We start from the raw sequence: 21,615 nt of genomic DNA, 5'->3' as shown, positions 1-21,615 counted from the left end.
TAGGCTAGTCGTAGCGATAGCGGCCGCGCTAGGCGGCCGGAGGTAATTCGGAGGGTGTTCGGAAAGGAACGCATGACGGCCACTCTATGCCAGGATGCGCTCGCGTGTCAAATGTCGGGATAAAGGGGCAGGTCGCCGCCGCGCCGTCAGCGCGCGACGCGGACGATCTGCACGATCGTCGCGACCTGTCGCGCGACCGTGTCGGGCACCGGCACCTCGCCGCGCAGCACCGCGTCCGTCCACGCGGCCGTGGTCGCCGCATCGCGCGACTCGGGCAGCGCGACGGGCGGCGCGTCGGTCGACGAACGCTCGGCGTCGATCAGCGTGTCGCACACGCCGTCGTGCAGCCAGTCGACCTGCACCTGGCGCCGCGTGTCGGCCACCGCTTCGCCTTCGGTGCCGCGTGCGAGCAGCGCGCCGCCCCGCGCGGCGTCCGGATGGTCGCGGAACAGCTGCGCGAGGCTGTCGCGGTACGGCGGATGCGTGTAGTTGACGAGCCGCAGCCCGGCCGGCGCGAACGGCTGCAGGATCTTCACGAGCGTATGCGTCGAGTTGCGCACGCCGAGCACGCCGCGCATCGACAGCAGGTGCGCGATGCGGGGCGCCAGCACGTCGATCGGCGCGAATGCGACGCGGCGCTCGGCGAGCGTGTCCTCGATCGCATCGTGCGACGTCGACGGCGCGAGCGACAGCGCCGAGAAGATCTCGGCGCTCGTCACGCGGCCCGGATCGCGCTCCACCCCGTGCACCAGCACCGGCACGCCTTCGCGCGCGAGCAGCAGCGCGAGCAGCGGCACGAGATTCGGCTGCTTGCGCGCGCCGTTGTAGCTCGGGATCGACACCGGGCGGAACGCGGCGTCCTGTACGTGCACGGGCTCGAACGACGCTTGCGCGGCGGCGAGCATCGCGGCCAGTTCGTCGGCGGATTCGCCTTTCAGCCGATAGGCGATCAGGATTGCGCCGAGTTCGACGTCCGACACGCGCGCATCGAGCATCGCGCGATAAAGCTCGAACGTGTCTTCGGCGGACAGGGCGCGCGCGCCGTTGGGGCCGCGGCCGATTTCCTTGATGAAGCGGGCGCAAGGGAACGGAGCGACGGCGGGATCGTGGGAAGCGGTCATCGGAACGTGGGGCGGGCGGCCGGCATCGGGCCGCGCGGTGAGCGGTGAGGAATGCCCCGAGTATCGCACGGGCGCGGCCGCGCACCGTGCCGCGCTACACTCTGGTTCCCGGCGGCGTACGCACCCGCTGCGCCGCGCCCGTGCCGCCGCCGGCCGAATACGACCAAAAGAGAGACATCCCATGAAGCTCTACAGCTATTTCCGCAGTTCCGCGTCGTACCGCGTGCGGATCGCCCTGAACCTGAAGCGGCTGCCGTTCGACTATGCGCCCGTGCACATGCTGCGCGACGGCGGCGAGCAACTGAAGGACGCATACCGCGCGCTGAATCCGGATGGGGTCGTGCCGACGCTGGTCGATGGCGACGCGACGCTGCAGCAGTCGCTCGCGATCATCGAATATCTCGACGAAACCCATCCCGAGCCGGCGTTGCTGCCGAAGCAGCCGGTCGATCGCGCGTACGTGCGGTCGGTGGCGCTGCAGATCGCGTGCGAAATCCACCCGCTCAACAACCTGCGCGTGCTCAAGTACCTGAAGCACACGCTGAATGTGCCCGAAGACGCAAAGAACGCGTGGTACCGGCACTGGATCGAGGCGGGCTTCGACACGCTCGAGGCGCGTCTCGCGAACGATCCGCGCACCGGCAAGCTGTGCTTCGGCGACACGCCGACGCTCGCCGACGTGTGCCTCGTGCCGCAGGTGTTCAACGCGAACCGCTTTGCGATCGACACCACGCGTTTCCCGACGATCCAGCGGATCGCCGACCATGCGGCGACGCTCGATGCATTCAAGGCCGCCGAGCCGGGCGTGCAGCCCGACGCCGAATAAGCGCCGAACGAGTGTGGCGGCCCCGCGGCGAGCAGGATCGGGCGCGCATGAAAAAGGGCGCCCGAAGGCGCCCCGTGCGATGCGAGCCGGCGGCGTTCAGCCGAGCAGCGCGTCCGCGAATTCCACCGCGCTGAACGGCTGCAGGTCCTCGACCTTCTCGCCGACGCCGATGAAGTAGACGGGCACCGGCCGTTGCCGCGCGATCGCGGCGAGAATCCCGCCCTTCGCGGTGCCGTCGAGCTTCGTGACGATCAGGCCGGTCAGGCCCAGCGCGTCGTCGAATGCCTTCACCTGCGTGAGCGCGTTCTGGCCGGTGTTCGCGTCGATCACCAGCAGCACCTCGTGCGGCGCGCCGTCGTGCGCCTTCGCGATCACGCGCTTCACCTTCTTCAGCTCTTCCATCAGGTGCAGTTGCGTCGGCAGGCGGCCGGCCGTGTCGGCCATCATCACGTCGATCTTGCGCGCGCGCGCGGCGCTGACCGCATCGAAGATCACCGCGGCCGGATCGCCGCTTTCCTGCTGCACGACCGTCACGTTATTGCGCTCGCCCCAGACCGCCAGCTGCTCGCGCGCGGCCGCGCGGAACGTGTCGCCGGCGGCCAGCAGCACCGACTGGTCAAAGCTCTGCAGATGCTTCGCGAGCTTGCCGATGCTGGTCGTCTTGCCCGCGCCGTTCACGCCGGCGATCATCATTACGAGCGGCTGCGCGCGGCCGAGCATCAGCGATTTCTCGAGCGGCGTCAGCAGCTCGACGAGCAGGTCGTGCAGCGCATCCTTCACCTGCTGCGGATCGGTCAGCCGGCCCGCGCGCACCTTCTCGCGCAGCGCGTCGAGCAGGTACTCGGTCGCGTCGACGCCCGCGTCGGACATCAGCAGCGCGGTTTCGAGCTCCTCGTACAGGTCCTCGTCGATCTTCGTGTTGACGAAGACGCCGGTGATGCTCGAGCCCGTCTTCGCGAGCCCCGTTTTCAGGCGCGCGAGCCACGACTTCTTCGCGGACGCGTCCTGCAGCGGCGGCGGGACGATCTCGACCGTCTCGACCACTTCGTCGCGGCCGTCGTTGGTCGGCGTGACCGTCACCACGACGGCCGGCGCGGCCGCTTGCGCGTTCGCCTGCGGCACGTCGGCCGCGGCCGGCGCCTCCGGCGCGGGCGCGTCGGCGTCGGACGCTTCGTCCGCTTGCTGCGCGTCGGCCGATTGCGATTCCGCCGGATCGGGCTCCTGCGTTTTCTTGAATCGTTTGAAGAAACTGAACATGGTCTGGCGTCGGGAAGAGGGCGGGCCGCCGCCGAGGGCGGGGCGCCGGACGGGCCGTTCTGCGTTCGCGCGGGCGCGGCGCTCGGTGGCCGAAACCGTGCATTTTATCAGTGCGGCGCGGCGCTCGCGTCAGTGCGCGTCGCCGCTGTGGTAACGTGCGCCTGTTTGGCGCGCCCCTCGCGCGCGCCCGGTCCCTCCGTTGTCGATATCCCGTATGTCCCGTTCCTCTTCCGGCCGCCCCGCGGCCCCTTCCAGTCGCGGCAAGCCGCACGCGGTCCGCATCATCGGCGGCGACTGGAAACGCACGCCGCTCGCGGTGCTCGATCTCGACGGCCTGCGCCCGACGCCCGATCGCGTACGCGAGACGCTGTTCAACTGGCTCGGCCAGGATCTCGACGGTTGGCGCTGTCTCGACCTGTTCGCGGGCACCGGCGCGCTCGGCTTCGAGGCCGCGTCGCGCGGCGCGGCGAGCGTCGTGATGATCGAGCGCCATCCGCGCGCCGCGCAGCAGCTGCGTGCGATCAAGGACAAGCTCGGCGCCCGGTCGGTCGAGATCGCCGAAGCCGATGCGCTGCGGCTCGCGGCCGGGCTCACGCCGGGCGCGTTCGACGTGGTGTTCCTCGATCCGCCGTTCGACGACCTGGCCGCGCTCGAGCGCGCGATCGCGCTCGCGGCGCCGCTCGTCGCGGCGGGCGGCGCGCTGTACGTCGAAACGGGGGCGGAACTCGACCCGGCCGCGCACGACGCGCTCGCGGGCTGGCAGGTGGTGAAGCACGGCAAGGCCGGTGCGGTTCACTATCATTTGCTGCGGCGCGAAAATGATGAATAATGCGCGTTCCATACGAGGCGGCGCGCCGCAAAGGCGACGCATGCCCATCTCGGCAGCGGCGTGTGCATCGCACGGCTGCCATCCCGTTTGCGTGATGACAGGAGGAGCGACATGGTAGTCGCCGTGTATCCCGGTACGTTCGATCCGCTGACGCGCGGGCACGAAGACCTCGTGCGGCGTGCGTCGAGCATTTTTGATACGCTGGTGGTGGGCGTTGCCGACAGCCGCGCGAAGAAGCCGTTTTTCTCGCTCGAAGAACGTCTGACGATTGCGAACGAGGTGCTCGGCCATTATCCGAACGTGAAGGTGATGAGTTTCACCGGCCTCCTGAAGGATTTCGTCCGCATCAACAACGCGCGCGTGATCGTGCGCGGGCTGCGCGCCGTGTCCGATTTCGAATACGAGTTCCAGATGGCGGGGATGAACCGCTATCTGCTGCCCGACGTCGAGACGATGTTCATGACGCCGTCCGACCAGTACCAGTTCATCTCGGGGACGATCGTGCGCGAAATCGCGCAATTGGGCGGCGATGTCAGCAAATTCGTGTTTCCGTCCGTCGAGAAGTGGCTGACCGAGAAAGTCACGGCGATGGGAGGCCCTGCCGCGTGACGCGGCGCCGGCCGGTTTCGTTGCGAAGCCGGCCGCCGGCCTGAAGAAGTGAGATCAGTATGGCTTTGATGATTACCGACGAGTGCATCAATTGCGACGTGTGCGAGCCCGAGTGCCCGAACGGCGCGATTTCGATGGGCCCGGATATCTACGTGATCGACCCGAACAAGTGCACCGAGTGCGTCGGCCATTTCGACGAACCGCAGTGCCAGCAGGTGTGTCCGGTCGAATGCATTCCGCGCGATCCGCAGCATGACGAGTCGCACGCGCAATTGATGGAGAAGTACCACGCGTTGATCGCCGTGAAGGGCGACGACGCATCGTGACCCTGCGCTGACGCGCGCGCTTCGATCGACGGGCGCGCGCGCCGCGCTTTCTTTCGGATCGGCGCCGCCCGGCGCCGGTTCTTTCGTGTCAGCCCAGCAGCTCGCGCAACGCCGCGACGAGCGCATCGCATTCGGCATCAGTGCCGACGGTGATGCGCAGATGCTGGTCGATCCGCGGCAGCCGGAAGTGCCGCACGAAAATTTCCCGTTCCTTCAGCTTCGCCGCGATCGCGCCCGCATCGTGCGCGGGATGGCGCGCGAACACGAAATTCGCGGCCGACGGCACGATCTCGAAGCCGAGCGCGTCGAGCGCATGCGTGAGCCGCGCGCGGCTGTCGATCACGCGCCGGCAAGTCGCGTTGAAATGGTCGGTGTCTTCGTACGCGGCCTGCGCGGCGACTTGCGCGAGCCGGTCGAGCGGATACGAGTTGAAGCTGTCCTTCACGCGGTTCAGCGCGTCGATCAGCGCGGCATCGCCGAACGCGAAGCCGACGCGCATGCCCGCGAGCGAGCGCGCCTTCGACGTCGTATGCACGACGAGCAGGTTCGGGTGGCGGTCGATCAGCGTAATTGCCGACTGCGCGCCGAAATCGACGTACGCTTCGTCGATCACGACGACCGACGACGGGTTCGCGGCCGCGATCCTCTCGACGTCCGCGAGCGGCAGCGCGCGCCCGGTCGGCGCATTCGGGTTCGGAAACAGCACGCCGCCGGCGTCGTCGAGATAGTCGTCGACGCGGATCGAGAAATCGTCCGCGAGCGGCACGACCGTGGTCTCGACGCCGTACAGGCGCGCGTAGGTCGGATAGAAGCTGTACGTGATGTCGGGAAAGCGCAGCGGCCGGTCGTGCTTGAGCAGCGCCTGGAACGCGTGCGCGAGCACCTCGTCGGAGCCGTTGCCGACGAACACCTGCTCGGGCTGGATGCGGTGATAGGCCGCGACCGTCTCGCGCAGCGCGCGTGCGACCGGGTCGGGATAGCGGCGCAGCGTGTCGCCGGTGTCGCCGAGTTCGCGTGCGATCGCCGCGACGACGCGCGGCGACGGCGGATAGGGATTCTCGTTGGTGTTCAGCTTGACGGGGTGCGCGAGCGCGGGCTGTTCGCCCGGCACGTAAGGCACGAGTTGCTGAACGACGTCGCTCCAGTAACGGCTCACCGCTTGGCTCCTGTCGGGCAAAACGTCCAGATTACCGCATGTGCGCGTCGCGGTGGGGCGGGCGAGGCCGCCGGATGGCGCCGGACGGCCGATGCACCGGGCCGGTGCGCGGTGCGGTCAGTTGCGATGCAGCTGCATCGTCGCGCGTTCGAGTTCGCCCTTGACGACCATCGGCATCACGGCGAGCGCGCGTTCGATCGATGCGTCGATCACGTCCTGTTCCTCGCGGCGTGGCGGTTTCAGCACGAAGTTCGCGACGTCGGGCTTCGCGCCGGCGCGCGCGCTTTCCGGAATCAGGTCGCGCGGATGGCCGATGCCGATCCGCAGCCGCCAGTATTGCTGCGACGACAGGTGCGCGGTGATGTCCTTCAGGCCGTTGTGGCCGCCGCTGCCGCCGCCGAGCTTCAGCTTCACGGTGCCGGGCGGCAGGTCGAGCTCGTCGTGCGCGACGAGGATCTGGTCGGGCAGGATCTTGAAGAATTGCGCGAGCGCGACGACCGACTGGCCGGAGCGGTTCATGTAGGTCTGCGGCTCGAGCAGATGGACTTCCTCGCCGTGCAGGCGCGCTTTCGCGTAGAAGCCGTGGAAGCGGCGTTCGTCGCGCAGCGTCGTGCCGGCTTCGCGGGCGAGCTGGTCGATCAGCCAGAAACCGGCGTTGTGGCGCGTCGCGGTGTATTCCGCCCCGGGATTGCCGAGGCCGACGATCAGTTTGATCATGACGTTTCGAAGGCGGCGGCGGCCGCCTGGGCGCAGAAAAAGAAAAACCCGCCGGGCAAGCCGCGGCGGGTTGCGTCGACCGTTTCGTGAAACGGATCGATGGGGCGTGCAGGCAGCCGCTTAGGCAGCCGGCGTTTCGCCTTCTGCTGCGTCCGACACGGCACCCGCCGGGACCGTCGCCGATGCGACAACCGGGTTTTCCGCGTCGACGTGCGCGACCAGCGCGACGCCCTTCGGCAGCGCGATGTCCTTCGCGTGCAGCGACTGACCGGCTTCGATCTTCGACAGATCGACTTCGAGGAATTCGGGCAGGGCCGACGGCAGGCACTCGACTTCGATTTCCGTTGCGACGTGCGAGACGATTGCGCTCGACAGCTTCACGGCCGGGCTGACTTCAGCGTTCAGGAAGTGCAGCGGCACCTTCGTGTGCAGCTTCTTCTTCGCGTCGACGCGCTGGAAGTCCACGTGCAGCACGAGTTGCTTGAACGGGTGGTATTGCACGTCGCGCAGCAGAACCTGTTGCGACTGGCCAGCGACTTCCAGGTCGAGGATCGACGAGTGGAAGGCTTCCTTCTTCAGTGCATGCCACAGCGCGTTGTGATCCAGTTCGATCTTTTGCGGGGCTGCTTCGCCACCGTAGACGATACCCGTGGTCTTACCGGCGTTGCGCAGGCGGCGGCTCGCACCCGTACCTTGCTGTTGGCGCTCGAAAGCGACGACTTTCATGTGATTCTCCATGTGCTGCCCGCGACCAGGCAGTAAAACGGGGCCATCAAGCGGCCCCCGATGAAACGGCCGGGGTTTCGTCTATCCCGTCCGATTGTGCAAAAAGCGAAGCGTTGCCGCTTCGCTTTTCGCGCATGCTTTGTTCCGTCGATTCGCGATCAGGATTCCGCGAACAGCGACATCACCGAATCGCCGCGGCGAATCCGCGAGAACGTCTCGGCCAGCAGGCTCGCGCTCGTCAGCGAGCGGATCTTCGAGCATGCCAGCGATTCGGCCGACAGCGGGATCGTATCGGTGACGACCAGCTCGTCGAGTGCCGATGCGGCGATGCGATCTGCGGCGCCGCCCGACAGCACCGGATGCGTCGCGTAGGCAAAAACCTGCTTCGCGCCGCGATCCTTCAGCACTTGGGCGGCCTTGCACAGCGTGCCGGCCGTATCGACCATGTCGTCCATGATCACGCAGGTGCGGCCTTCGACTTCACCGATGATGTTCATCACTTCGGCGACGTTCGCCTTCGGACGACGCTTGTCGATGATCGCGAGATCGCAGTTCAGCTGCTTCGCGAGCGCCCGGGCACGCACCACGCCGCCGACGTCCGGCGACACGACGAGCAGATCCGAATAGTTCTGCTTGCGCAGGTCGCCCAGCAGGATCGGCGTCGCGTAGATGTTGTCGACCGGGATGTCGAAGAAGCCCTGAATCTGGTCGGCGTGCAGATCCATCGTGATGATCCGCTCGACGCCGGCGATTTCCAGCATGTTCGCGACGATCTTCGCCGAGATCGCGACGCGCGCCGAACGCGGGCGGCGATCCTGACGGGCATAGCCGAAGTAGGGGATGGCAGCGGTGATCCGGCCGGCGGATGCGCGCTTGAGCGCATCGACCATGATCATCAGTTCCATCAGATTGTCGTTCGCCGGTGCGCACGTGGATTGCAGGACGAAGACGTCCTTGCCGCGCACGTTTTCCTGGATCTCGACCTGGATCTCGCCGTCGGAGAAACGGCTGACCATCGCTTTGCCGAGGGGAATACCAAGGATACTGACGACTTCCTGGGCGAGCGCGGGATTCGCGTTGCCAGTAAAGACCATCAGGCCATCATGGCTGTGGCTGCTCATCGTGCACCTGCTTCAGGCTTGGGCGGGAAATGCGGGAAAATTTTTGGCAGGGGAGGAAGGACTCGAACCCTCGCATGCCGGAATCAAAATCCGGTGCCTTGACCAACTTGGCGACTCCCCTACACTTAACTGATAACTTCACCGAACTTGTGTAGGCCGTTCGGCAAAGTAAAACTTCATGACGCGAAAGCGAAGAGCGGATGCTCGTTCAGACTCTCGGCAACTGCGCCGTTCCAACTGGCGGGCAGCTTGGCTTTCGCCGCTTCTGCCTCGTGCTTGCTGTGAAACGCTGCAAACACGCTTGCTCCGGAGCCGGTCATCCTCGCGGGGGTCACATCATACAACCATTTGACCACCTGCGCAACTTCCGCGTACTTCCTTGTTACAACTTCCTGCATATCGTTCCGGCCGAAGCTGTCTGGCCATTCCGCATCGCTGGTTTGCTGTGCAAGAAAGTCAGCAATTGTGACGGGCTTCGTATCTCTTGTCAACAACTCATCTGAAAATATTTCAGCGGTCGGGACATGAACGCGTGGCGTCACAACCAAGAACCAGCGAGTCGGCAATTGTACCTCAGCTAATTCTTCTCCGATACCCTCTGCGAACGCATTTTTTCCGAAAATAAAAAACGGGACGTCGGCGCCGAGTTTGACCGCGAGCGACTGGAGTTCGGCGCGCGGCACATCGAGTTGCCACAGGCGGTTCAGCGCGAGCAGCGTCGTCGCCGCGTCGGAACTGCCGCCGCCGAGGCCGGCGCCCATCGGCAGGATCTTGTCGATCTCGATGTCGACGCCGTGCGCGGTGCCCGTATGCGCTTTCAGCAGGTTCGCCGCGCGCACGACGAGATCGCTTTCCTCGGGCACGCCGGGCACGTCGGTGACGCGTGCGACGCGGCCGTCGTCGCGCCGCGTGAAGTGCAGCGTATCGCCCCAGTTCAGCAGCTGGAATACGCTCTGCAGATCGTGATAGCCGTTCGGACGACGGCCGGTGATGTGCAGGAACAGGTTGAGTTTCGCGGGCGCCAGGCAGTTGCGCAGCGAGCGGGTCGAATCGGTCATGCGGGTATCGGGGCTAGGCGCGCGTGCTCACTGATCGAGCACGAGCTTGATGTCGAGCGGCGGCGTCGCGCGCACGAGGTTGACGCGTTTGACGCCCGTGGCCGGGGCATCCGCGTAGGCGAGGTAGTCGATCGTCCAGCCGTCCTGGTGCAACTGCTTGATGCGCGTGCCGTCGGCCGGGTCGCGCACGGTTTCCGCGGGCGTCGCGGGCGCGGCGGTCGGCAGCAGCCAATAGCGCAGGCCCGCGAGCGGCAGCTCGAAGCCGAGCGTTTTCTGCATCAGGTCGCCGACGTCGGGCGCATATTGGGTCGGGCGGTTCGGCAATTCGAGCGACGCCGCGCGCGGGGACGATTTCACGACCGCGAGCGTCTGGCCGAGCGGGCTGCGCAGCTCGAGCGACACGTCGTCGCCGTGCTCCTGCCAGTCGAAGTTGCCGTACACGTTCTGCGGGTTGCCGAGACGATCGTCGTACCGCACCGCGAAGCGGCCATGGTACGCATGCGTCGCCGCTGTCGGCAGCGCGGCGCCCGTCGGCGCGTTGGCCGACGGCGGCGTGCTCGCGCAGCCGGCGAGCGCAAGCGCCGCGCCGGCCGCGGCCAGCATGCGCTGCGCGCGGGAGAACCGGGAAAACATCGGGAACATCCGCATCAGAGGCCGTTGATCTGCAGGCGTTTGAGCGTCTGCACGAGCGTTTCGTTGTCGGGCTCGAGCTTCTGCGCGGCACGCAACGCGTTGCGCGCGTCGTCCTGCGCGCCGCTCTTCCACAGCACTTCGCCGAGATGCGCGCCGATCTCGGCGTTCGGCTGCAGTTCGTATGCACGCTGCAGCACCTTCGTCGCGCCGGCCGTGTCGCCCATCCGGTACTTCACCCAGCCGAGGCTGTCCATGATGTACGCGTCGTTCGGCGCGAGCGTCATCGCCTTGTCGATCAGCTTGCTGGCCTCGGGCAGCCGCTGGTTGCGGTCGGCGAGCGAATAGCCGAGCGCGTTGTAGGCCTGCGGGTTGTCGGGCTGCGTACGGATCAGCTCGCGCAACTGCTTTTCCATCGTCGCGTAGTGGCCGGTCTTTTCGGCCGCCATCGCGTAGTCGTAGCGCAGGTCGGGATCGTCCGGGAAGTCCTGGACCGCTTGCCCGAGCCGCGCTTCCGCTTCCGGATAGCGCTTCGCGGTGAACAGGATCGACGCATCGGTGCGCGCGACCACGGCCGCGTCGCGCGGATCGGAGATCGGCAGGTTGTCGAGCACCTTGCGCGCCTCGTCGGTCTTGCCCTGTTTCTGCAGCAGTTGCGCACGCGTGATCTGCGCGGGCAGGTAGTGCTGGCTCGTCTGGTCGACTTTGTCGAGCCATTGCGACGCCTGCGCGTCGTTGTTCTGGTCGATCGCGATCTGCGCGAGGTAGATGTAGCCCTGGCCGACGTCGAGGTTCGGCTGCTTGTCGCCGAGCTGCACGTACTGCTTCAGGTAGCCGGTCGCCTCGTCGAGTTTCTTCTGCTGGATCTTGATCAGCGCGAGCGCCATCAGCGGCGTCGGATCCTTCGCGTCGAGCTTGCGCATCGTCTCGAACTGCTTCTGCGCGTCGTCGAGGCGATCGTCGGCGAGATAGAGCTGCGACAGCGCGAGCCGCGCGTCGCGCGACTTCGGATTCTGCTGAACATACTTCTCGAACGACGCGATGCCCGCCGCGCGCTCCGCCGGCCCCATCTGCGACAGCATCAGCGCCGCCGGCAGGTAGTCGGGGCGGATCTGCAGCGCCTGCTTCAGCGATTGCGCGGCGCCGTCCTTGTCGTCGACCGCGAGCTGCTGCCGCGCGATCGCGAGCTGCGCCTCGGGGCGATTCATGTCGTTCTTCAGCATGTCCTTCAGCACCGCGAGGCCGCCGACGCGGTCGGGGCCGCGCACGAGCAGCGCCTGCAGCGCGAGGATCGCCGGGCCGCGCGTGTCGCCGGTCGCGCGGGCCAGCTCGCGCGCGAGCATCGGCTGCGCGTCGGCCGGCTTGCCGGCGAGCACCAGCAGCGCGGCGTCGACCTGCGACGCGCGGTTCGAATCCGGCGCGTACTGACGCCACAGGTTCGCGGCGGACAGTGCGTCGGCCGGGCTCTGCGCGCCGAGCGCGATTTCGGTCGCGCGCTGCGCCATGCGCGGATCGCGCGTGTCGCGGGCAAGCGCGAGGTAGGTCTGGTACGCCGGTGCCGGCTGGTTGCGCTGGAGCGCGACCTCGGCCGCGAGCACCTGATAGACGATCTGGCTCGTCAGCGGCACGCCGGGGAGATTCTTCTGCTCGTCCGGCATCACATGCTCGAACGCACCCTGCGGCTCCGCGTCGTCCGATGCCGGAGCCTGCGCGTGGGCCGGAAAGGCGGTGAGGGTCCAGGCGGCAAACAGCGCGGCACCGAGTGCACGGCGGACCGGGAAGGCGCGCGCGCCGCGCACGGCGGCGGGGCGCTTCTGAAGCAGCTTCGAGGGCAGAGTCATGGAAATCCGTTCGATGTTTCAACCGATTGTAACGCGCTCGCTACAATACACGCACGATCGTGATAGGGTCCGCTTACCTGCGGAATCCCCATGCGAATGCCCGAAATCGCCCGCCTCGCGTGCTGCCAGGCCGGCGATTTCGGGCATTCCCGTGTTTAATTCGGGGTCGCCGCGAGAACGGCCGTTCTCGCGGCGGCGCATGCGCGTTCACCATGTAAGCAGACCGTAGCCTCAGACCCGCAAAACATGCCAGAGTTGCCAGAAGTCGAAGTCACGCGCCGGGGTATCGAGCCCTTTGTCGCGGGCCGCCGCGTCGAGCGTGTCGACGTCCGTACCGCGATGCTGCGCTGGCCCGTGCCGGCGGGGCTCGCCGAGCAGTTGCGCGCGCGCGAGGTGCTCGCCGTCGAGCGCCGCGGCAAGTACCTGCTGTTCGAAGTCGATGCGGGCTGGTTCATCGTCCATCTCGGGATGACGGGCACGCTGCGCGTGCTGCCCGCGGCCGGCGTGCCGGTCGCCGCGAAGCACGATCACATCGACTGGATCTTCGACGAATTCGTGCTGCGGTTCCGCGATCCGCGCCGCTTCGGCGCCGTGCTGTGGCACCCGCGCGAAGCCGGCGACGTGCATGCGCATCCGCTGCTCGCGAGCCTCGGCGTCGAGCCGTTCTCGCCGGCGTTCACCGGCGTGCTGCTGCATGCGCGCACGCGCGGCCGCACGGTGTCGGTCAAGCAGGCGCTGCTCGCGGGCGACATGGTCGTCGGCGTCGGCAACATCTATGCGTCGGAGAGCCTGTTTCGCGCCGGCATCCGGCCGACGACGGCCGCCGGCAAGGTGTCGCTGCCGCGCTACGAGCGGCTGGCCGATGCGGTGCGCGCGACGCTCGCCGACGCGATCGAGCGCGGCGGCAGCACGTTGCGCGATTTCGTCGGCAGCAACGGCGAAAGCGGCTACTTCCAGCTCGACTGCTTCGTCTACGATCGCGCCGGCCAGCCGTGCCGCGTATGCGGCACATCGATCCGCCAGATCGTGCAGGGCCAGCGGTCGACCTATTTCTGCCCGACGTGCCAGCGTTGAAACCCTTTTCCACGATCAGACAACTTGAAGCCGCCCCGCATCGCCCCCGCTCCGTTCCCCGTCACGCCGCTGCACCGCACGTTCGCCACGCGTCTCGTCGCGTGGCAGCGCGAGCATGGCCGCCATGACCTGCCTTGGCAGAACACCCGCGATCCGTACCGGATCTGGCTGTCGGAAATCATGCTGCAGCAGACGCAGGTGTCGACCGTCATCCCGTATTACACGCGTTTTCTCGACCGCTACCCCGACGTCGCCGCGCTCGCGGCCGCGCCGACCGACGACGTGATGGCGCTGTGGGCGGGGCTCGGCTACTACTCGCGCGCGCGCAACCTGCACCGCTGCGCGCAGGTCGTCGTCGCCGAGCACGGCGGCGCGTTTCCGGCGACGCCCGACGCGCTGGCCGAACTGCCCGGCATCGGCCGCTCGACGGCTGCCGCGATCGCGTCGTTTGCATACGGCGCGCGCGCGACGATCCTCGACGGCAACGTGAAGCGCGTGCTCGCGCGGGTATTCGGCGTCGAGGGCTTTCCGGGCGAGAAGCGGGTCGAGAACGACATGTGGGCGCTCGCCGAATCGCTGCTGCCCGATGCCGCGAACGCGGCCGACGTGAGCGCGTACACGCAGGGGCTGATGGATCTGGGCGCGACGCTGTGCGTGCGCGGCAAGCCCGACTGCGCGCGCTGCCCGTTCGCGGGCGACTGCGTCGCGCAATCGACCGGCCGCCAGCGCGAACTGCCGGCCGCGCGGCCGAAGAAGGCCGTGCCGACGCGCAAGACGTGGATGCTCGTGCTGCGCGACGGCGACGCCGTGCTGCTCGAGCGACGGCCGCCGACCGGCATCTGGGGCGGCCTGTGGAGCCTGCCGCAAGCGGACGGCGATGCCGCGCTCGCGGATCTCGCGCGCGGCTTCGGCGGCGGCGGCACGGTGCCGCTCGCGCCGCTCACGCATACGTTCACGCATTTCCGGCTCGAGATCGAGCCGCGGCTGAGCGATCTGGCGGACGGCGGCGGCCTGCCGTCGCAGGCGCGGGACGCGGACACAGCGTGGGTGCCGCTGAGCCGGCTCGACGCGTACGGCGTGCCGGCGCCCGTGCGCAAGCTGCTCGATGCGCTGAGCGGGCCGCTGCTGTAACGAACGGGGAAGGGTGCGGCGCGGGCCGCGTTCGGGAAGGCGCGGCGTTGCCGCACGCAGGAAAGCCCTTCGGGTGGGCGCGACGCGCGATGCGCGAGCGGTCGCTACAGCCAGCCGTGCCGGTCGAGCACGTGGTGCACGGCGTCGATGCGCGCGCCGACGTCCGGAAACTCCATCAGCTTCTGCCGCGCGCGCAGGTCGAGCGGCAGCAGTTCCGCGAGGCGATTCGCTACCCAGCTCGGATCGTCGAGGCGGAACGGTTCGCCGAACGGCATTTTCTGCGGATCGGATTTCTTCAGCGCGTCGATGATGCGCTCGAGCACCTCGGCGCACGAGCCGAACTGCGCGAGCGCCTGTTCGCCTTCGAGCGGGATGTCGTCGGGCAGCGGCTCCGCGATGCCGACCAGCAGCCCGTTGCCTTCGACGCGATACGACAGCAGCTCGAAACGCTGCGTGCCGACCGCCTGCAGATACAGCATCCCGAATTCGCCGGTATCGCACTCGGTGATGCGCGCCATGCAGCCGATGGTCTCGGGCACCGACACCGCGCCATCCTGCGCGACTTCGGGCCCGCTCTTGAGCAGGCACACGCCGAACGGTGCGTCGTCGCGCAGGCAGGCGCGCGACATGTCGAGATAGCGCGCCTCGAACACCTTGAGCGGGAGCAGCCCTCCGGGAAACAGCACCGTGTGCAGCGGAAACAGCGGCAGGTCGATCAGGGTGGTCGATAGGGAGGACATGGCGCGCGGGCGTGGGGGCGGGTGTCGCTAGGGTCGGTCGACCTCGGAGACGAGCCGCGACGACGCGTCGACATCCACTGGCGCGTCACGATGCCGCACGATCACGTTCGCGTCGCGCGCGAGGCGCGCGGCGAGCGTTTCCGCGATGAACACCGAGCGATGCTGGCCGCCCGTGCAGCCGATGGCGACGGTCAGATAGCTGCGGTTGTCGTCGCGGAAGTGCGGCAGCCATTTCATCAGGAACGCATGGATGTCGTCGATCATCTGGTGGACGATCGGCAGTGCGTCGAGAAAGGCGATGACCGGCTGGTCGAGCCCGGTGAGCGGGCGCAGCTCGTGGTCGTAGTACGGGTTCGGCAGCGCGCGCACGTCGAACATCAGGTCGGCGTCGAGCGGCACGCCGCGCTTGAAGCCGAACGATTCGAACATCACCATCAGGTCGTTGTTCTTCTGCTCGATGAAGCGCTTGACCCAGGTGCGCAGTGCGTTCGCGCGCAGCGTGCTGGTGTCGATCTGATGGCCGAATTCGGCGAGCGGTGCGACGAGCTCGCGCTCGCGCTCGATCGCTTCCTCGAGCGACGACAGCAGGCCGACGTCCGCATCGTGCGACCGCGAGCCGGACAGCGGATGGCGGCGGCGCGTTTCGGAGAAGCGCTGGATCAGCGCCTGGGTGCTCGCGTTGAGGAACAGCACGCGCACGTCGTGCTCGCGGGACAGCTCGCGGATCAGGCCGGGCATTTCGTCGAGCGACGCGCTCGAGCGCGCGTCGATCGCGACCGCGAGCCGGCGCTGGCCGTCCTGCGCGAGGTAGCGGGCGAGTTCGGGGAGCACGTGCGGCGGCAGGTTGTCGACGCAGTAATAGCCTGCGTCTTCGAGCGCGTTCAGCGCGACGGACTTGCCTGAGCCGGAGATGCCGGTGATGAGGACGATGCGCATGGGAACAGAGAATCCTGACGTTTCATCATAGCACCGGCTCGACGCGTCGGCGTTGCGCGGCCGGCGCGTGCGGGTTACACCAGTTTGCCGGGGAACTGACTGTCGGGGTCCTGCATCGCGAGTCGTTGCCGATCCATGAAATCGCGCAACGTGTCGATTCCGCGCAACTGCAGGATCGTGTTCCGGACGGCCGCCTCGACGAGCACCGCGAGGTTGCGGCCGGCTGCGACCTGGATCGTGACCTTGCTGATCGGCAAGCCGAGCACGTCGACGGTCTGGCTTTCGAGCGGCAAGCGCTGGAATTCGCCGTCGGGGCGCCGCACGAGCTGGACGATCAGCTTCAGCTTCATTTTCCGCCGCACCGCGGTTTCGCCGAAGATCGTCTTGATGTCGAGCAGGCCGAGGCCGCGCACTTCGAGCAGGTTCTGCAGCAGCGGCGGGCAGCGCCCTTCGACGAAATCGGGGCCAAGACGGACGAAATCGACCGCGTCGTCGGCGACGAGGCCATGGCCGCGGCTGATCAGCTCGAGGCCGAGCTCGCTCTTGCCGAGACCCGAATCGCCGGTCAGCAGCACGCCCATCCCGAGGATGTCGAGGAACACGCCGTGCAGCGTCGCGCGCGGCGCGAGGATGCGCGACATGTAGAGCCGCAGGCTGTCGATCACCGCGGCGGCCGACATCGGCGTCGTGAACAGCGGCGTGGACGAGCGCGTGCAGCGCAGCACCAGCTCGGGCGGCGCCGCGGCGCCGCCGGCGACGACGAGGAACGGCGGTTCGAGTGCGATCAGCTCGGCCATGTGGCGCGAGCGGTCTTCGTCGGTCTGGCGCTGGTAGTAGTCGATTTCGGCTTCGCCGAGCACCTGGATCCGGTTCGGGTGGATCAGGTTCAGGTGGCCGACGAGGTCGGCGCTGGACGTTGCGTTGCCGACCGTGTCGGCCGAAAAGCCGCGCTCCCAGCCTTCATGCCCCGTCAGCCAGCTCAGTTTCAGCGTCGCTGCGTTGTCGTCGAAGATGCTCTGGGCGTTGATGCTGGACGTATCCATGACTCTCGTCACTCCAATGGGCCGGTGCGGGCGCGCGGCGACGGACGTCGCCATGCCGGGCCGGCGCCGGGCGGCCCTGGACGGCGGCGCGTGCCGCCTCGTACGGGGAAATATTCCGCCCGGAACAACTCAAGGTTGCCACTGAGTGAGCAGGCGATGCAACTCGGCGATATCCGTTTCGTTGTGCAGACGCTCGCGCGCGTCGCGATCGGACAGCAGTTGCGCGATTTCCGACAGGATCTCGAGGTGCTGCTGGGTGGCTTGCTCGGGGACGAGCAGGAAGATCAGGAGGCCGACAGGCTGGCCGTCGGGCGCTTCGAACGGGATCGCATCGGCGAGGCGGACGAACGCGGCGAGCGGATGCTTGAGGCCCTTGATGCGGCCGTGCGGAATCGCGACACCTTCGCCGAGCCCGGTCGAACCGAGGCGCTCGCGCGCGAACAGGTTGTCCGTGACGGTGCTGCGACCGATGCCGTTCTGATTCTCGAACATCAGCCCGGCTTGTTCGAAGACGCGTTTCTTGCTGGTGACCGAGAGGTCGATGACGACGTTCTCTATGGGCAGGATTTTGGCTAGGCGATTCATGTTGGCAGGCGATTGGGCGGCCTGGGGTCTCCTTGCGGCGGCGGACTGATTTACCATGTTCGGCGATATCAAGGCATGTGGCATGGCAACCTGCAACGCCGCTACCGCATCCAACACCCCCCGGCGATAACCGGAACATTATAGAGCACAGCCGCGTGCGTGGCGCAGCACGGACGGACCGGTTGCACCTGTGCTCGGCGTGGCAAAAAAAACGCCCGGCGAACCGGGCGGCGTGCGTGTTGCGGTGACGGTTATTGCGGCGGCAGTTCGATCTGGTCGATCGACGGCTGCAGCTTGATCGGATCGTGCGCATGCGTTTGCAGGCGCTCCATGTGCTTGACGACCTGGCGATCCAGCTTGTCGATCAACAGATCGATCGCGGCATACAGGTTGCCGTTCGCGCTTTCGACGAAGATGTCCTTGCCCTTCAGGTGCAGGTTGATTTCCGCGCGCTGCTGCTTGTCCTTTTCCTTGTGGTTGTCGACCGAGAGGATCACAGTGCCATCGATCACCTGATCGCTATGCCGTAGCACCCGGTCCAGCTTGGTGATCACGTATTCGCGAATGGCAGGCGTGACTTCGAGATGATGTCCACTGATCTTCAGGTTCATAGTGCTTCTCCAAGCGAGTGACCACCCGGCCGCATCGAGGCGGCGCTCCGGTCGACTTGCCCGTGCCGCACGAAGGCGGCGTATCGCGGACAGGTCGCCCGGCCTGTTCCCCGTGTGCGCGGTGGTCGGGACACGCCTGCCGCCGGGCAGGCAGCAGGCTTAAAGAGACTTGCGCAGATTCACTGCCGGGATCTTGAGGGCTTCGCGATATTTCGCAACCGTGCGGCGCGCGACCACGAAACCCTGTTCTGCCAGCAGCTCGGCAATGCGGCTGTCCGAAAGTGGCGATTTTGGGTCTTCAGCTCCTATCAGTTGCTTGATGAGGGCTCGGATGGCGGTCGACGACGCGGCGCCACCGGTGTCGGTCGAGACGTGAGATCCGAAGAAGTACTTAAATTCAAGCGTCCCGAACGGGGTCAGCATGTACTTCCCGGTTGTCACACGGCTGACAGTCGACTCGTGTAGGCCCAGCGTATCAGCTATTTCCCGCAAAACCAAGGGGCGCATGGCAATTTCACCGTGCGCAAAGAAGTTCTTTTGACGCTCGACAATAGCCTGCGCGACACGCAGGATCGTGTCGAATCGCTGCTGGATATTCTTGATCAGCCAGCGCGCTTCCTGGAGCTGCTGTTTCAGCGATCCGGCCGACGGATCGCCGCGGCTGTTGCGCAGGATGTTCGCGTACAGGTTGTTGATCCGCAGGCGCGGCACGACCTCCGGATTGAGCTCCGCGAGCCAGCCCTGGCCGGCCTTCTTCACGATGATGTCGGGCACGACGTAGTCGGCCTCGGCCTTGCCGTACGCGGCGCCGGGGAACGGCTCCAGCGAGCGGATCAGCGCATGCGCGTCGCGCAGCGCGTCGTCGCTCGCCTTCAGGTGCTTGCGCAACCGGGTGAAGTCGCGTGCGGCGAGCAGCTCGAGATGCTGCGACACGATCTCCAGCGCGAGCGTACGCGTGGGGGACGGATCGAGGCGCAGCAGCTGCAGCTTCAGGCATTCGGACGCCGAGCGCGCGCCGACGCCGGCCGGGTCGAAGCTGTGCAGCAGCGCGAGCGCCGCATTCAGTTCGTCGCAGTCGATTTCCAGTTCGGGCGGCAGGTCGGCGAGCACTTCGTCGAGCGTGGCGGTCAGGTAGCCGTCGTCGTCGAGCGATTCGATCAGGAACATCACGAGCGCGCGATCGCGCGGGCCGGCCTGCGTGACGCGCAACTGCGCGGCGAGGTGGTCGCGCAGCGACGTCGCGGCTTCCTGCACCTGCAGCGGCGGCAGGTCGTCGTCGTCGGACGCGCCGCTCGAGCGGCCGTATTCGTCGAGGTTCCACTGCGGGCCGTCGTTGCCGTCGCCGGACCCGTAACCGTCGTATTCGTCGGCGCCGGCCGGCTCGTCGCGCTCGGCGCGGTCGCTGGACGTGCTGCTGCCGTTCGTCGCGGCCGGCTCGGTGTTCTGTGCGGGCGGCGTCTGCGCGATCAGCGATCCGTCCGCCGCGACGCGCAGCGGGCTGGCGATCCATTCGTCGTCGTTCTCGAGCAGCGGATTCTGCGCGACGGCCATCGCGACTTCCTGCTGCAATTCGAGCGTCGACAACTGCAGGAGCCGGATCGACTGCTGCAGCTGAGGCGTCAGCGCAAGATGTTGCGACAGGCGGAGTTGAAGGCTGGCTTTCATGGCAAGGAGGGAGTCATACCGGCAGTTTGCCACGACCCAGGCGCATTGAGCCATCCGCGATTACGCGCGGCGCGCCGCCCGGCCGCGGGCAGGGCCGCGGGCGTGGATGCAAAGCGGGGCGCAGCCCCGCGCGGCGATGCCGGGCGGGGTGCAGCCAGCCACGAGGAGGACGTTACATGCGGAAGTGTTCGCCGAGGTACACGCGGCGCACGCTTTCGTTTTCGATGATTTCGCTCGGCGCGCCGGCGGCCAGCACCGACCCGTCGCTGATGATGTACGCGTGGTCGCAGATGCCGAGCGTTTCGCGGACGTTGTGGTCCGTGATCAGCACGCCGATGTTGCGCTGCTTCAGGAACTTGACGATCTTCTGGATCTCGAGCACCGCGATCGGGTCGACGCCGGCGAACGGTTCGTCGAGCAGGATGAAGTTCGGGTTGGTCGCGAGCGCGCGTGCGATTTCGACGCGGCGCCGTTCGCCGCCCGACAGCGACAGCGCGGGGTTCTCGCGCAGGTGGCCGATCTGCAGCTCGTCGAGCAGCGCTTCGGTGCGCGACGAAATCGCGTCTTTCGACAGGCGCTTGCCGTCCTCGCCGTATTGCAGCTCGAGCACCGCGCGGATGTTTTCCTCGACGGTCAGCTTGCGGAACACGGACGCTTCCTGCGGCAGGTACGACAGGCCGAGCGATGCGCGCTTGTGGATCGGCAGCAGGCCGATCGAGCTGCCGTTCAGCGAGATCTCGCCCGCGTCCGTCGGCACGAGGCCGACGATCATGTAGAACGACGTGGTCTTGCCGGCGCCGTTCGGGCCGAGCAGGCCGACGACTTCGCCGCTCTTCACGTCGAGCGACACGTCCTTGACGACCGTGCGCGAGCCATAGCGCTTCTTCAGGTTGCGGACGACGAGCGAACTCGTCGTGCCGGCCGGCTGGCGGTTCGGAAGCGCGTTCATTGGCCCGGTGCTCCCTGGATCGTGGTCGACGGCGACAGCTTGGCCGGCGCGCCGTTCAGCGGCGCGGGGCCGCCGTTCTTCGGCGACAGCATCGCGCGCACGCGGCCGTTCGGGTTGCCCGGCGCCGCGACGTCCTTGCCGCCCTTCGCGGTGTAGAAGTCGCGCTGGCCGTCGTACGTGATCACGCTGCCGTGCACGGTGTCGGCGACCGTCGACGTGCCCTGCAGGCGGCGCACGGTCGCGGCGGTGGTCAGCGTGGTCAGGTCCTGCTTGCCGTCGTAGTCGATGCGCTCGGCGTCGCCGTCGATGTATTCGTCGAGGCCTTCGCGCTTCTGGCGGAACGTCGCGTGCTTCTTGCCGCTGCCGAACGACGTCGCGTACTGATAGCCTTCCGGGTCCTGGCGCACTTCGACGCGATCGCCCTTGATGATGATCGTGCCCTTCGTGATCACGACGTTGCCGGTCGCGACCGTGACCTGCTTCAGGTCGTCGTAGGTCAGGTTGTCGGCCTCGACGTTGATCGGCTTGTTCTGGTCGGCCTTCTCGGCATGGGCGAGCGGCGCCAGCCCGACGAGCGGGAGCGCCACGAGCGTCGCGGCGAGCGCGGCGCGGACGGCGCGCGCAGCGCCGCCGGAAATCAGTCGAGGGAACGGTTCGTTCATGC

Annotated in this window: 23 protein-coding genes and 1 tRNA gene; 6 read left to right on the top strand and 18 right to left on the bottom strand. The window is 67.2% G+C overall.

What is annotated here, in order from left to right; translation table 11 throughout:
• Positions 1-146: 146 nt before the first annotated feature.
• Positions 147-1,121 (bottom strand): DNA-binding protein YbiB, encoded by a 975-nt coding sequence (gene ybiB / locus J8I35_RS19385; RefSeq protein WP_209926602.1) that lies wholly within the window; start codon positions 1,119-1,121, stop codon positions 147-149.
• Between the two features lie 181 nt (positions 1,122-1,302).
• Between ybiB and maiA the strand changes: the two genes are divergently transcribed.
• Positions 1,303-1,947, top strand: a complete 645-nt coding sequence (gene maiA, locus J8I35_RS19380) for a maleylacetoacetate isomerase (RefSeq protein WP_209926600.1) — start codon at positions 1,303-1,305, stop codon at positions 1,945-1,947.
• Positions 1,948-2,043: 96 nt separating this feature from the next.
• Here the strand turns inward: maiA and ftsY are convergent, their stop codons facing one another.
• On the bottom strand, positions 2,044-3,204 hold the full coding sequence (ftsY, locus tag J8I35_RS19375) for a signal recognition particle-docking protein FtsY (RefSeq protein ID WP_209926599.1): 1,161 nt from the start codon (positions 3,202-3,204) through the stop codon (positions 2,044-2,046).
• Positions 3,205-3,418: 214 nt separating this feature from the next.
• On the opposite strand from ftsY, the gene rsmD reads away from it, so the two are divergent.
• From rsmD to J8I35_RS19360, 3 genes are all read left to right on the top strand, one after another.
• Positions 3,419-4,033, top strand: coding sequence for a 16S rRNA (guanine(966)-N(2))-methyltransferase RsmD (rsmD, locus tag J8I35_RS19370; RefSeq protein ID WP_209926597.1), 615 nt, complete (start codon positions 3,419-3,421; stop codon positions 4,031-4,033).
• Positions 4,034-4,144: 111 nt separating this feature from the next.
• A complete protein-coding gene (gene coaD / locus J8I35_RS19365; RefSeq protein WP_044847476.1) occupies positions 4,145-4,642 on the top strand; it encodes a pantetheine-phosphate adenylyltransferase in 498 nt (165 codons plus the stop codon).
• A gap of 59 nt (positions 4,643-4,701) precedes the next feature.
• On the top strand, positions 4,702-4,968 hold the full coding sequence (locus J8I35_RS19360; protein WP_006477774.1) for a YfhL family 4Fe-4S dicluster ferredoxin: 267 nt from the start codon (positions 4,702-4,704) through the stop codon (positions 4,966-4,968).
• Positions 4,969-5,056: 88 nt separating this feature from the next.
• Here the strand turns inward: J8I35_RS19360 and hisC are convergent, their stop codons facing one another.
• The 8 genes from hisC to J8I35_RS19320 form a co-directional block, all read right to left on the bottom strand.
• Entirely contained in the window at positions 5,057-6,124 is a 1,068-nt protein-coding gene (gene hisC, locus J8I35_RS19355; protein ID WP_209926592.1) for a histidinol-phosphate transaminase, read from the bottom strand.
• Positions 6,125-6,241: 117 nt separating this feature from the next.
• Positions 6,242-6,841, bottom strand: a complete 600-nt coding sequence (pth, locus tag J8I35_RS19350; protein WP_124593413.1) for an aminoacyl-tRNA hydrolase — start codon at positions 6,839-6,841, stop codon at positions 6,242-6,244.
• Between the two features lie 120 nt (positions 6,842-6,961).
• Positions 6,962-7,567 (bottom strand): 50S ribosomal protein L25/general stress protein Ctc, encoded by a 606-nt coding sequence (locus tag J8I35_RS19345; protein ID WP_069620276.1) that lies wholly within the window; start codon positions 7,565-7,567, stop codon positions 6,962-6,964.
• Positions 7,568-7,725: 158 nt separating this feature from the next.
• On the bottom strand, positions 7,726-8,688 hold the full coding sequence (locus J8I35_RS19340; RefSeq protein WP_050014861.1) for a ribose-phosphate pyrophosphokinase: 963 nt from the start codon (positions 8,686-8,688) through the stop codon (positions 7,726-7,728).
• A gap of 44 nt (positions 8,689-8,732) precedes the next feature.
• A tRNA-Gln gene (locus tag J8I35_RS19335) sits at positions 8,733-8,809 on the bottom strand.
• Between the two features lie 55 nt (positions 8,810-8,864).
• The gene (gene ispE, locus J8I35_RS19330) at positions 8,865-9,746 is read right to left on the bottom strand and encodes a 4-(cytidine 5'-diphospho)-2-C-methyl-D-erythritol kinase (protein ID WP_050014863.1); all 882 of its coding nucleotides are present in this window, start codon (positions 9,744-9,746) and stop codon (positions 8,865-8,867) included.
• A gap of 27 nt (positions 9,747-9,773) precedes the next feature.
• Entirely contained in the window at positions 9,774-10,394 is a 621-nt protein-coding gene (gene lolB / locus J8I35_RS19325) for a lipoprotein insertase outer membrane protein LolB (RefSeq protein ID WP_209926590.1), read from the bottom strand.
• On the bottom strand, positions 10,394-12,217 hold the full coding sequence (locus J8I35_RS19320; RefSeq protein WP_050014867.1) for a tetratricopeptide repeat protein: 1,824 nt from the start codon (positions 12,215-12,217) through the stop codon (positions 10,394-10,396). The genes lolB and J8I35_RS19320 overlap by 1 nt, the downstream gene beginning before the upstream one ends.
• A gap of 246 nt (positions 12,218-12,463) precedes the next feature.
• Here J8I35_RS19320 and mutM point away from each other — a divergent pair, with 246 nt between their 5' ends.
• Complete coding sequence (gene mutM / locus J8I35_RS19315) at positions 12,464-13,291, top strand: bifunctional DNA-formamidopyrimidine glycosylase/DNA-(apurinic or apyrimidinic site) lyase (protein WP_126363384.1); 828 nt, start codon at positions 12,464-12,466, stop codon at positions 13,289-13,291.
• A 24-nt stretch (positions 13,292-13,315) separates the two neighbouring features.
• Positions 13,316-14,422, top strand: coding sequence for an A/G-specific adenine glycosylase (mutY, locus tag J8I35_RS19310; protein WP_050014871.1), 1,107 nt, complete (start codon positions 13,316-13,318; stop codon positions 14,420-14,422).
• A 104-nt stretch (positions 14,423-14,526) separates the two neighbouring features.
• Here mutY and J8I35_RS19305 read toward each other — a convergent pair whose 3' ends face one another.
• The 8 genes from J8I35_RS19305 to lptA form a co-directional block, all read right to left on the bottom strand.
• On the bottom strand, positions 14,527-15,162 hold the full coding sequence (locus J8I35_RS19305; RefSeq protein ID WP_050014873.1) for an LON peptidase substrate-binding domain-containing protein: 636 nt from the start codon (positions 15,160-15,162) through the stop codon (positions 14,527-14,529).
• Positions 15,163-15,189: 27 nt separating this feature from the next.
• Positions 15,190-16,098, bottom strand: coding sequence for an RNase adapter RapZ (gene rapZ / locus J8I35_RS19300; protein ID WP_050014875.1), 909 nt, complete (start codon positions 16,096-16,098; stop codon positions 15,190-15,192).
• Between the two features lie 74 nt (positions 16,099-16,172).
• Positions 16,173-17,141, bottom strand: a complete 969-nt coding sequence (gene hprK / locus J8I35_RS19295; RefSeq protein ID WP_006483133.1) for an HPr(Ser) kinase/phosphatase — start codon at positions 17,139-17,141, stop codon at positions 16,173-16,175.
• A 129-nt stretch (positions 17,142-17,270) separates the two neighbouring features.
• Complete coding sequence (locus J8I35_RS19290; protein WP_209926588.1) at positions 17,271-17,810, bottom strand: PTS sugar transporter subunit IIA; 540 nt, start codon at positions 17,808-17,810, stop codon at positions 17,271-17,273.
• Between the two features lie 167 nt (positions 17,811-17,977).
• Positions 17,978-18,337: a ribosome-associated translation inhibitor RaiA gene (raiA, locus tag J8I35_RS19285; RefSeq protein ID WP_006477786.1), complete on the bottom strand. Its 360-nt coding sequence runs from the start codon at positions 18,335-18,337 to the stop codon at positions 17,978-17,980.
• 159 nt (positions 18,338-18,496) lie between these two features.
• Entirely contained in the window at positions 18,497-20,002 is a 1,506-nt protein-coding gene (locus tag J8I35_RS19280; protein WP_089488830.1) for an RNA polymerase factor sigma-54, read from the bottom strand.
• A 172-nt stretch (positions 20,003-20,174) separates the two neighbouring features.
• The gene (gene lptB, locus J8I35_RS19275; RefSeq protein WP_050014881.1) at positions 20,175-20,951 is read right to left on the bottom strand and encodes an LPS export ABC transporter ATP-binding protein; all 777 of its coding nucleotides are present in this window, start codon (positions 20,949-20,951) and stop codon (positions 20,175-20,177) included.
• Positions 20,948-21,613, bottom strand: coding sequence for a lipopolysaccharide transport periplasmic protein LptA (gene lptA, locus J8I35_RS19270; protein ID WP_050014883.1), 666 nt, complete (start codon positions 21,611-21,613; stop codon positions 20,948-20,950). The genes lptB and lptA overlap by 4 nt, the downstream gene beginning before the upstream one ends.
• Positions 21,614-21,615: the final 2 nt, after the last annotated feature.

It is taken from the genome of Burkholderia sp. CpTa8-5 (assembly GCF_017815045.1).
Classification (GTDB): Bacteria; Pseudomonadota; Gammaproteobacteria; order Burkholderiales; family Burkholderiaceae; genus Burkholderia; species Burkholderia sola.
The sequence above is the reverse complement of the archived record's forward strand: the minus strand, read 5'-3'. Positions and strand labels throughout refer to the sequence as shown.

What these genes read in the sequence shown, in the direction of transcription:
- ybiB (WP_209926602.1), bottom strand. Translation starts at nt 1,121, where the DNA reads ATGACCGCTTCCCACGATCCCGCCGTCGCTCCGTTCCCTTGCGCCCGC.
- maiA (WP_209926600.1), top strand. Translation starts at nt 1,303, where the DNA reads ATGAAGCTCTACAGCTATTTCCGCAGTTCCGCGTCGTACCGCGTGCGG.
- ftsY (WP_209926599.1), bottom strand. Translation starts at nt 3,204, where the DNA reads ATGTTCAGTTTCTTCAAACGATTCAAGAAAACGCAGGAGCCCGATCCG.
- rsmD (WP_209926597.1), top strand. Translation starts at nt 3,419, where the DNA reads ATGTCCCGTTCCTCTTCCGGCCGCCCCGCGGCCCCTTCCAGTCGCGGC.
- coaD (WP_044847476.1), top strand. Translation starts at nt 4,145, where the DNA reads ATGGTAGTCGCCGTGTATCCCGGTACGTTCGATCCGCTGACGCGCGGG.
- J8I35_RS19360 (WP_006477774.1), top strand. Translation starts at nt 4,702, where the DNA reads ATGGCTTTGATGATTACCGACGAGTGCATCAATTGCGACGTGTGCGAG.
- pth (WP_124593413.1), bottom strand. Translation starts at nt 6,841, where the DNA reads ATGATCAAACTGATCGTCGGCCTCGGCAATCCCGGGGCGGAATACACC.
- J8I35_RS19345 (WP_069620276.1), bottom strand. Translation starts at nt 7,567, where the DNA reads ATGAAAGTCGTCGCTTTCGAGCGCCAACAGCAAGGTACGGGTGCGAGC.
- J8I35_RS19340 (WP_050014861.1), bottom strand. Translation starts at nt 8,688, where the DNA reads ATGAGCAGCCACAGCCATGATGGCCTGATGGTCTTTACTGGCAACGCG.
- ispE (WP_050014863.1), bottom strand. Translation starts at nt 9,746, where the DNA reads ATGACCGATTCGACCCGCTCGCTGCGCAACTGCCTGGCGCCCGCGAAA.
- lolB (WP_209926590.1), bottom strand. Translation starts at nt 10,394, where the DNA reads ATGCGGATGTTCCCGATGTTTTCCCGGTTCTCCCGCGCGCAGCGCATG.
- J8I35_RS19320 (WP_050014867.1), bottom strand. Translation starts at nt 12,217, where the DNA reads ATGACTCTGCCCTCGAAGCTGCTTCAGAAGCGCCCCGCCGCCGTGCGC.
- mutM (WP_126363384.1), top strand. Translation starts at nt 12,464, where the DNA reads ATGCCAGAGTTGCCAGAAGTCGAAGTCACGCGCCGGGGTATCGAGCCC.
- J8I35_RS19305 (WP_050014873.1), bottom strand. Translation starts at nt 15,162, where the DNA reads ATGTCCTCCCTATCGACCACCCTGATCGACCTGCCGCTGTTTCCGCTG.
- rapZ (WP_050014875.1), bottom strand. Translation starts at nt 16,098, where the DNA reads ATGCGCATCGTCCTCATCACCGGCATCTCCGGCTCAGGCAAGTCCGTC.
- hprK (WP_006483133.1), bottom strand. Translation starts at nt 17,141, where the DNA reads ATGGATACGTCCAGCATCAACGCCCAGAGCATCTTCGACGACAACGCA.
- J8I35_RS19290 (WP_209926588.1), bottom strand. Translation starts at nt 17,810, where the DNA reads ATGCCACATGCCTTGATATCGCCGAACATGGTAAATCAGTCCGCCGCC.
- raiA (WP_006477786.1), bottom strand. Translation starts at nt 18,337, where the DNA reads ATGAACCTGAAGATCAGTGGACATCATCTCGAAGTCACGCCTGCCATT.
- J8I35_RS19280 (WP_089488830.1), bottom strand. Translation starts at nt 20,002, where the DNA reads ATGAAAGCCAGCCTTCAACTCCGCCTGTCGCAACATCTTGCGCTGACG.
- lptB (WP_050014881.1), bottom strand. Translation starts at nt 20,951, where the DNA reads ATGAACGCGCTTCCGAACCGCCAGCCGGCCGGCACGACGAGTTCGCTC.
- lptA (WP_050014883.1), bottom strand. Translation starts at nt 21,613, where the DNA reads ATGAACGAACCGTTCCCTCGACTGATTTCCGGCGGCGCTGCGCGCGCC.